Origin of the sequence: Sphingopyxis sp. KK2 (assembly GCF_001990265.1) — a bacterium.
In the GTDB taxonomy this organism is placed as follows: Bacteria; Pseudomonadota; Alphaproteobacteria; order Sphingomonadales; family Sphingomonadaceae; genus Sphingopyxis.
In genome coordinates this window covers 1-8,766 of record NZ_LYVN01000157.1, presented here as the reverse complement: position 1 = coordinate 8,766, position 8,766 = coordinate 1, and the positions used below count along the sequence as shown (strand labels likewise).

The 8,766-nt window shown below is 68.4% G+C and carries 8 protein-coding genes; 6 read left to right on the top strand and 2 right to left on the bottom strand.

The window, feature by feature from the left end:
- From B1A78_RS18715 to B1A78_RS18705, 3 genes are all read left to right on the top strand, one after another.
- Nucleotides 1-393: substrate-binding domain-containing protein (locus tag B1A78_RS18715; protein ID WP_179102090.1), on the top strand; the 393-nt coding region annotated here is incomplete at its 5' end.
- A 120-nt stretch (nucleotides 394-513) separates the two neighbouring features.
- Complete coding sequence (locus B1A78_RS18710) at nucleotides 514-1,674, top strand: GGDEF domain-containing protein (protein ID WP_077148416.1); 1,161 nt, start codon at nucleotides 514-516, stop codon at nucleotides 1,672-1,674.
- 124 nt (nucleotides 1,675-1,798) lie between these two features.
- A complete protein-coding gene (locus B1A78_RS18705) occupies nucleotides 1,799-2,095 on the top strand; it encodes a hypothetical protein (protein ID WP_077148415.1) in 297 nt (98 codons plus the stop codon).
- Between the two features lie 33 nt (nucleotides 2,096-2,128).
- Here the strand turns inward: B1A78_RS18705 and B1A78_RS18700 are convergent, their stop codons facing one another.
- Nucleotides 2,129-2,599 carry a MarR family winged helix-turn-helix transcriptional regulator gene (locus tag B1A78_RS18700; protein WP_083734315.1) on the bottom strand — a complete coding sequence of 157 codons (471 nt, stop codon included), beginning with the start codon at nucleotides 2,597-2,599 and terminating at the stop codon, nucleotides 2,129-2,131.
- A gap of 231 nt (nucleotides 2,600-2,830) precedes the next feature.
- Here B1A78_RS18700 and B1A78_RS18695 point away from each other — a divergent pair, with 231 nt between their 5' ends.
- Nucleotides 2,831-5,170 (top strand): EAL domain-containing protein, encoded by a 2,340-nt coding sequence (locus B1A78_RS18695; protein WP_077148414.1) that lies wholly within the window; start codon nucleotides 2,831-2,833, stop codon nucleotides 5,168-5,170.
- Between the two features lie 76 nt (nucleotides 5,171-5,246).
- Here the strand turns inward: B1A78_RS18695 and B1A78_RS18690 are convergent, their stop codons facing one another.
- Entirely contained in the window at nucleotides 5,247-6,011 is a 765-nt protein-coding gene (locus B1A78_RS18690) for a hypothetical protein (RefSeq protein WP_179102089.1), read from the bottom strand.
- 214 nt (nucleotides 6,012-6,225) lie between these two features.
- Between B1A78_RS18690 and B1A78_RS18685 the strand changes: the two genes are divergently transcribed.
- On the top strand, nucleotides 6,226-8,199 hold the full coding sequence (locus tag B1A78_RS18685; protein WP_077148412.1) for a TonB-dependent siderophore receptor: 1,974 nt from the start codon (nucleotides 6,226-6,228) through the stop codon (nucleotides 8,197-8,199).
- Between the two features lie 53 nt (nucleotides 8,200-8,252).
- Nucleotides 8,253-8,645, top strand: coding sequence for a helix-turn-helix domain-containing protein (locus B1A78_RS18680; protein WP_077148411.1), 393 nt, complete (start codon nucleotides 8,253-8,255; stop codon nucleotides 8,643-8,645).
- Nucleotides 8,646-8,766 lie beyond the last annotated feature (121 nt).

The window sequence follows — 8,766 nt, the reverse complement described above, 5'->3', positions numbered from 1 at the left end:
GGCTTCACCGCCGCGCTCGCCGCGCATGGCGTCGAACCCATTGTCTGGGCCGCCGCCCCCGCCGCAGATCGCCATGCGCAGGGCGTCGCCGCCGCGCGCGCGCTGCTTGCCGCGCATCCCGATACTGACGCGATCTTCGCGGCCAGCGACATGCTCGCGCTCGGCGTGCTCCAGGGGCTCAAGGAAGCGGGCCGCCGCGTGCCGGAGGATGTCGCGCTGATCGGCTTCGACGGCATCCGCGCCGGCACCCTCGCCGACCCCGCGCTCACCACGCTCGAACCCGATCTCGACGCCGCGGGCGAGGCGCTCGTCGCGATGGCGCTCGAGGATGACGAGCATGTCCGCGACGGCACCCGCGTCCCCGTCCGCCTCGCGGTCCGCGGCAGCGCCTGATCGCTTCATCGCTTCCCGATCGGGGCGTAACGACTTATTATCCCTGATATCGCTACGCTGCTCGCGAGAGGCAGTCAGTCCGTGTCGGGTCAATTCTTCATTGCATTGCTCAATCCAGGCATGGGCCTGTTGCTCGCGGTCGCCTTTTTCCTGCTCTGGATGCACCGCCGCGACCAGCATTATGTCCTACTTGCGGGGTTGAGCTATGCGGCGATGGCCGCGGGCTTCCTGATCCTCGACTTCGCACCCGTGCTTCCGTTCGAGGCGCAGCGCATTCCCGCCAATATCGGCTTTCTCGTCGCCGCAGTGCTGATCGTCGGCGCGGCGATCGCACGATATCGGGTGCCGGTGCCCTGGCGCGGCATGGCCGCAATCTGCGCCGTCGCGATGACGACCTTTCTCTGGTATCTCTTCATCCAGCCCAGCATCACGCACCGCGTGCTCGTCATCAGCATCGCGCTCGGCCTCGTCGCGTTGCAACTGCCGATCCGCCTGCGCCGCATGCCGCGCGCGCATCTTGTCGACCATATCCTCTTCTGGGTCGGAGTGCTCTCGGCAACCAATTTCATCATCCGCCCGCTGCTCATCATCGGGCTCACCGGCGGCTTTTCGACCTATGCCGGCTTCCAGCAATCGATCTACTGGACCACCGTCCAGTTCAGCCAGGCGATGATCTCGATCCTCTTCGCGCTCTGCCTGATGGTCGCCGCCGCGATCGACCTGATGGCCGAACTGCGCGAACAAGCCGATGGCGACGCGCTGTCGGGTCTGCTCAACCGCCGCGGCTTCGAGGGGGCGGCGGGCGTCGCGGTCCGCGCCGCGGCCGACGAAGACCGGCCCGCCGCGCTGCTCATCGCCGACATCGACCATTTCAAGGCGGTCAACGACACCCACGGCCATGCGACCGGCGACGCGATCATCGCGGCGTTCGGCGCGCATATTCGCGCGGCCGGTCCCGCCGACATGATCGCCGGACGCATCGGCGGCGAGGAGTTCGCGCTGCTGCTGCCCGGCGCGAACATCGAAAGCGCGCGTACGCTCGCCGAGGCGATCCGCACCGGCATGGCCGGCGCCTGCGCACCCTGTACCCCCGATACGCCGCCCCCGACCGTCAGCATCGGACTCGCCGCCAGCGTCCCCGGTACCGGCCTGTCGCGGCTGATGCGCGACGCCGACCAGGCGCTCTACGAAGCCAAGCGCGCCGGCCGCAACCGTGTCCGCGCCTTCACCCCGGCACCAGTCCGCATCGCCGCCGCGCCGGACACGCGCAAATCCGCCTGACCTGCTTCCGACGCCGCCCGCACGGGCGCCCCAAGCCGCGCTTGGGTGGACCGCAATTTTTGTGCATTGCACACTAATCCGGCATATACTAACATAGCTTAGTATATTGTCGAAAGGTCATCCCATGCGTCTCATCCTGCTCCTCGCCCTGCTCGCCGCGACCACCCCAGCACTCGCGATCGAAACCGCCCCGCCCGCCGAGGTCACCGCCGCCGCGCTCGAACGCGCCCCGCGCGAGAGCGAGGTTCTGCGCGACACCGGCGGCCGCATCGTCGGCAAGGTCTACAAGGTCCAGCCCTCGGGCGGCGTCCTCGCGATCGTCAATCGCGAGACCGTGCGTATCCCCGCCAGCACGCTCAGCATCGTCGACGGCAAGCTCGTCACCACGCTGAGCAAGGCCGAGGCGCTCAAGCAGAAATAATCCGGGCCAGCGCCGCCGGAACCGCCGATCCTCTCAGGGCTGTTCCGGCGCGCAGGCCACGGCTTCGGCCGCATCGCCGCCCAGATTGGCGGTGATGCGGCCGAGCATCGCGTGCAGCGCCGCGCGTTCCGCCGCGTCGAACCCTTCGAGCGCGGCCTCCTCTTCTTCCTCGCCGATCCGCGTCAGTTCGCCGATCAAAGGTTCGATCGCGGGGGTCAGCCAGATGCGGTGCGCGCGCCGGTCGGCGGGATCGGGGCGCCGTTCGACCCAGCCCGCCTCGACCAGCTTGTCGATCGAGCGCCCGACGGTCACCTCGCCGACTTCGAGCAGCCCCGCAACCTCGCGCTGCGTCGCCCCCGGGCGCCGCCGCACGCAGGCGATCGTCTGCCATTGCGCGCGCGTCAGTCCGAGCGGCTGGACGCGCCGGTCGAAGCGCAGCCGCAGCATCCGCGACAGCTTCATCACCTTCATCCCCAGCGCCTTGTCGTCGTCGACCGCCTGCACGCACCCTCCCTTTTCCTAGGAGCGCGACTGTCGCCGACCCGGCGTGCGAGCGCAAGCGCCGAAGCCGCCCGCGGGACGGACGGGCGGACTATATTACGCGAGCAGGGCCGATTCGGCTTATCTTCCAATATCGACGGCTTTATTTATTGCTTCTCTTCAATACTTTCGTCTTCACTAATCCAATATTTACGCTTGTTGGGCCAAATCGCCCTGGGGACCAGGGGGAATTTTATGTTCAACGTCCTCGAATGCGTGATCTACGACCATGATTTGCGGCTGGTGCTCATCGCCGCGCTGGTCTGCATCCTCGGCAACATATGTCTCTTCGTCGTCCTCAACCGCTCGACCTTCTGCGTCGAGACGCGCCGCCGCCACTGGCTCGTCGTCGCCGCGCTGGCGCAGGGGGTCGGCGTCTGGGCGACACATTTCGTCGCGATGCTCGCCTATCGCGGCGCGATGCCGATCCGCTTCGACATTGCGCTCACCCTGCTCTCGGTCGCGATCGCGGTCGGCTTTTTCTGGGCGAGCTTCCGCTGGCTCGGCAAGGCGCCCACCACCGCGCGCTGCGCCGTCGCAGCGGCGGGGGCGTCGATCGGGGTCGCGGCGATGCATTTCACCGGCATGGCGTCGATCATCGCCCCGGCGCGCGTCACCTATGACCTCGTCCCGATCCTCGTGTCGCTCCTCCTGTCGTGGCTCTGCTTCTGGGGCGCCTTCGTCGCCTTCGCGCGCAGCGCCGGGTGGCAGCGCATCGCGCTGCCCGCGGCGCTTGCGGTGCTCGCGATCGTCGTGCTGCATTTCACCGCGATGTCGGCGACGACGCTCGTCCCCGATCCGACGCGCGGCGATGCGCTCGGCGGCGCGGCGAGCCGCGACTGGCTCGTCCCCGCGATCGTGCTCGCCAACCTTGCGCTCGTCGCGCTCGCGCTCACCGGTTCGCTGATCGACCGCTGGCTCACCGACGCGCACGGCCTCGCCGAAGCGACGCTCGAGGCGCTCGCGATCACCCACGACGGCCATATCGTCGAGGTCAACCACCAGCTCGGCGACCTGCTCGGGGTCAGCAGCGGCGCGATCCTCGGCAGCGCGCCGGGCGACTGGTTCGTGCGCCTCGACGGCTCCCCCTTCGCTGTCCCGGAAGGTGCGTCGGTCGAGGCCCGCCTGCGCGGCGCCGCCGACGAGGACCAGATTTTCGAGATCGGCACGCGCACGATCGAATATCGCGGCCGCAGCTGCCAGGTGCTCGCGATCCGCGACCTGTCCGACCGCAAGCGGGCGCAGCGCGCGATCGAGCATCTCGCCTCGCACGACGCGCTCACCGACCTCGCCAACCGCTCGCAATTCACCCTGACGCTCGACGATGCGATCGCCGCCGGCACCCCCTTCGCGCTGCTCGCGCTCGACCTCGACCGGTTCAAGGCGGTGAACGACATCTTCGGCCATGCCGCGGGCGACGAGGTGCTGCGCCGCGTCGCCGACCTGCTCCGCGCCGCGGTGCGCGGCGACGACATCGTCGCGCGCGTCGGCGGCGACGAATTCCTGATCATCCAGCGCGCGGTCACCGCCCCCGACGACGCGCGCCGCCTCGCGACCCGCATCCTCGAGGACTTCGCCGAGGAAATGGACGTCGCGCGCGATCCGATGGCGGTCGGGGTCAGCATCGGCGTCGCGCTCTTCCCCGCCGACGGCGCCGACGCCAAGACGTTGCAGCGCAACGCCGACACCGCGCTCTATCGCGCCAAGAACAACGGCCGCGGCGTCGCCGCCTTCTTCGACCAGGAGATGGACGAGCTCGCGCGCGAACGCCGCGCGCTCGAGCACGACCTGCGCCATGCGATCGGCCGCGACGAGCTGCGCATCGTCTTCCAGCCGCTCGTCGCCACCGCCTTCGGCTCGATCGTCGGTTACGAGGCGCTGCTGCGCTGGGACCATCCCGAGCGCGGCGAGGTGCCCCCCGACGATTTCATCCCGATCGCCGAGGAGATCGGCGCGATCGTCCAGATCGGCGAATGGGTGCTGCGTCGCGCCTGCATGACCGCCGCGACCTGGCCCGACACCATCTCGGTCGCGGTCAATGTCTCGACGATCCAGTTCCAGGTCCCCAATCTGCCGACGCTGGTCCGCGACGCGCTCCAGGAATCGGGACTCGACCCGCACCGGCTCGAGCTCGAAATCACCGAGACCGCCTTCCTGCGCAACCGCCAGGGCGCGCTCCGCGCGCTGCACGCGATCCGCGACATGGGGGTGCGCGTCGCGATGGACGATTTCGGCACCGGCTATTCGTCGCTCTCGAACCTCAAGGCCTTTCCCTTCGACAAGATCAAGATCGACAAGAGCTTCGTCTCGTCGATCGACAATGACGAGGCGGCGCGCTCGATCGTCCGCGCGATCATCGGGCTGGGGCGCAGCTTCAACATGCCGATCGTCGCCGAAGGGGTCGAGACCGCGGCGCAGCGCCAGATGCTGCTCGACGAAGGCTGTCCGCAGGCACAGGGCTATTATTTCGGCCACCCCGCCGCCGATCCCTATGCCGACGACGCCCCGCCGCGCGGCGCGCGGGCCGACGGCTGAGGCGGCGGACCGGCGCCGTCGCGGGCGCGACGCGGCGACGCATCGCCCCGCGCCCGGCCTCAGCCCGTGCCCGGCCTCAGGCCGCAGCCGGCGGCGGCAGGCGCCGGGGGTCCCGCTTTTCCTCCCACTCGGCCTCCATCGCCTCCATCTCGGCCTCGGTCAGCGGCATCTTCTGCCCGCACGCCGCGCAGCACGGGTGCTCGGGTCCGCGCGCGCCACGCATCTTCTTGATCATCGATATCTTGTGCAACAGGACGGCGTCGGTCTCCTCCTGCGTCGCGATATGCCGCTGCTGCTTCACCCCGCGCTCGAAGACGATCCCGCTTTCAAATTCGGCGCGGTCGATAAAGCGGTGCCGTACCGCCTCGGGCAGTACGAACGCCTCGGCCTCGGCAGGGCTCAGCGCCCGCCCCAGCGCCCCCGACAGGTCGCCGCGCCGGATCAGCAGCCGCAGCAGATTGTCCGACGGCGTGATCCGCCGTTCATATTCCTTGCCGCCCCGGTAAATCACCGTCTCGCGCCCCACGACCGCGCGCTGGTACGCAACCGCCTCCAGCCCGCGCAGCGCATTGGCCAGCGCCTCGACGCACGCCTTGTCAAAGGGTGGAAACAGCCCGCGCGAGCGATTGACCGAGGTCGTGCTGACCCCGGCGATCCGCGCCGCATCGGCAACGCACCCCGTCTGCGCCAGCGTCGCCAGAAACACCCGCGTCCGCGCCTCCGTCCACCCGTCCTCGCGAATGCGCAGGCCGGGCATCAGGGGATTGGCATCGCATCCCCCGCCATCACCCGACACCGCTACCGACTTCCCCCGCTTACCCAGCGCCACCTTACGCCCCATCGCTCGTCTCCCAAATCAACTGGAATGAATCGAGTTAACTTTGAACCTATTTGGATAATTTAGGAAAGCGGAAAATTTAATGCCCGGCCGCGCCAATCGATTCCGACATTCGCGCTTGACCTTATAGTCGCTACAACCTTTATCGCGGCATCCGGCCGTCGCCCGGCACCATCTGCCGACCGCGCGCAATCGACCAAAAGCCGGAGATTTTGTTTTGAAAAAGCCCCCGAAAATCGCCTGCCTTGCCGGGGCGACCTTCATCCTCGCCACGCTGGTGCCGCTCGCCCCCGCCGCGGCGCAGGAGGATCATCACGACGAAGCCGAGGAAGGCGAAGAAGACATCGTCGTCCAGGCCACCCGCTCGGGCCGCCGCGTGCAGGACGAGGCGATCCGCGTCGACGTGATCAACCGCGAGGAGATCGAGGAAAAGCTCCTGATGACCCCCGGCAATGTCTCGATGCTCGTCGCCGAGACGCCCGGCGTGCGCGTGCAGGTCACCTCGCCCGCGCTCGGCTCCTCGAATATCCGCATGCAGGGCATGGCGGGCCGCTACACCCAATTGCTGTCCGACGGCCTTCCGCTCTATGGCGGCCAGCCCTCGTCGATCGGGTTGCTCCAGATTCCGCCGACCGACCTCGGGCAGGTCGAGATCATCAAGGGATCGGCCTCGGCGCTCTATGGCCCGTCGGCGCTCGGCGGCGTCATCAACCTCGTCTCGCGCCGCCCACGCGCGGAGGCCGAGGCCGAGCTTCTCTTCAACCTGACCAGCCGCGATGGACAGGACGTCACCGGTTATACCGCGGCCCCGCTCGGCGCGAACTGGAGCGCCTCGCTGACCGGCGGCTATCACCGCCAGACGCGCAAGGACCTCGACGACGACGGCTGGATCGACATGCCCGGCTATGATCGCTGGACCGTCCGGCCGCGCCTCTTCTGGGAGGGCGACGACGGCGCCAACCTGCTGCTGACCGCCGGCGCGACGACCGAGGACCGCACCGGCGGCACGCTGCCGGGCCGCACCGTTCCCGACGGCCAGCCCTTTCCGCTGACGCAGGACAGCCGCCGCTACGACGCCGGGCTGGTCACCGAAATCCCCGTCGAGGGGATCGGCAAGCTTCACGCCCGCGCCTCGGCGATGACGCAGCGGCATCGCCAGCTTTTCGGGACCGGCGCCGAAACCGACCGTCAGGACACCTGGTTCGGCGAAGTCTCGCTCGGCGGCGAAAGCGGCGCGACCAACTGGCTGGCCGGTGCGGCGCTGCAGGCCGACAGCTACCGTTCGCGCGCCTTCCCGGCGTTTGACTACAGCTACACCGTCCCCGGCCTGTTCGGCCAGCTCGAACAGGAACTCGGCGACGACATCCTTCTGGCAGGCAGCGCCCGGCTCGACGTTCACAGCGATTTCGGCACGCGGTTCAGCCCGCGGCTGTCGGCGCTCTATCGTCCGGGCCCGTGGACGCTCCGCGCCTCGGTCGGCAAGGGCTTCTACGCCCCGACGCCCTTCGTCGACGAGATCGAGGCCGCGGGGCTGTCGCGCCTCGAACCGCTCGGCGCGCTCAAGGCCGAAACAGCGACCACCGCCTCGCTCGACTTCGGCTACGCCGCGAACGGCGTCGAAGCGAACGTCACCCTGTTCGCCTCGGACATCGACAATGCCGTTCAGCTGCAGACGGTCGATGCCGACAGCGTCCGCCTCGTCAATGCCGCCGGCACGACGCGCACGCGCGGCGGCGAATTCATGCTCCGCTATCGGTGGCAGGCCTTCTCGGTCACCGGCAGCTATGTCTTCGTCGATGCCAGCGAGCCCGACCCGTCGGGCGCCGGCCGCCGCACAACTCCGCGCACGCCGCGCCACACCGCAGGCCTCGTCGGCATGTGGGAGGAGCATGGCAAGGGCCGCATCGGGATCGAGGCCTATTATACCGGCCGCCAGCAGCTCGACGACAATCCCTATCGCGCCCGCAGCAAAGCCTATTTCGAACTTGGCGCGCTCGCCGAAATGGTGCTCGGCAAGGTCAGCCTGTTCGTGAATGCCGAGAATATCCTGAACATCCGCCAGACCCGGTACGACCCGCTGTTGCTGCCCGCGCGGGCGCCCGACGGGCGATGGACGGTCGATGCCTGGGGGCCCACCGACGGCTTCGTCGTCAACGGCGGCGTGCGGTTCAAATTCGGCGGCGGTCATTGAGTCGCGCCGCGCGATCGATTATGCCGTCCTTGTAGAAACTACAGGGTTGGATCATGCGCATTGGCGAACTGGCATCGGCGACGCGGGTCAGGGCCGAAACCATCCGCTTCTATGAAAAGCAGGGGCTGCTCCCGCCGCCCGCCCGGACCTCGGCCAATTACCGCAGCTACGGCACCGCGCACCGGCAGCGCCTGTCGTTCATCCGGCGCGCACGCGACCTGGGCTTCCGGCTCGAGGATGTGCGCGAACTGCTCGTGCTCGCCGACGACCGCAGCCAGCCCTGCGGCGCCGTCGATCGCATCGCGACGACGCATCTTGCCGAAATCGAGGCAAAGATCGCCGACCTCGGCAAGATGCGCGACGAATTGATGCGGCTGCTCGGCAGCTGCAGCCGAGGAACGGTCGAGGACTGCCACATCATCGAAACGCTGGGTCCCGACAGATAAAGCCGCCGATCCGGCGCCGCGTGGAATGACGGTGATGGACGTCATCGCCTCCCGAACAGGAAGGCTCCCTTCGCGGTCTTTGGCTTCCTGCGAAAAACCGCCCCCTCCCATCCATTAACCC

Excerpts from the sequence above, each read along its gene's own strand:
- B1A78_RS18710 (WP_077148416.1), top strand. The coding sequence starts at position 514 with ATGGGCCTGTTGCTCGCGGTCGCCTTTTTCCTGCTCTGGATGCACCGC.
- B1A78_RS18705 (WP_077148415.1), top strand. The coding sequence starts at position 1,799 with ATGCGTCTCATCCTGCTCCTCGCCCTGCTCGCCGCGACCACCCCAGCA.
- B1A78_RS18695 (WP_077148414.1), top strand. The coding sequence starts at position 2,831 with ATGTTCAACGTCCTCGAATGCGTGATCTACGACCATGATTTGCGGCTG.
- B1A78_RS18690 (WP_179102089.1), bottom strand. The coding sequence starts at position 6,011 with ATGGGGCGTAAGGTGGCGCTGGGTAAGCGGGGGAAGTCGGTAGCGGTG.
- B1A78_RS18680 (WP_077148411.1), top strand. The coding sequence starts at position 8,253 with ATGCGCATTGGCGAACTGGCATCGGCGACGCGGGTCAGGGCCGAAACC.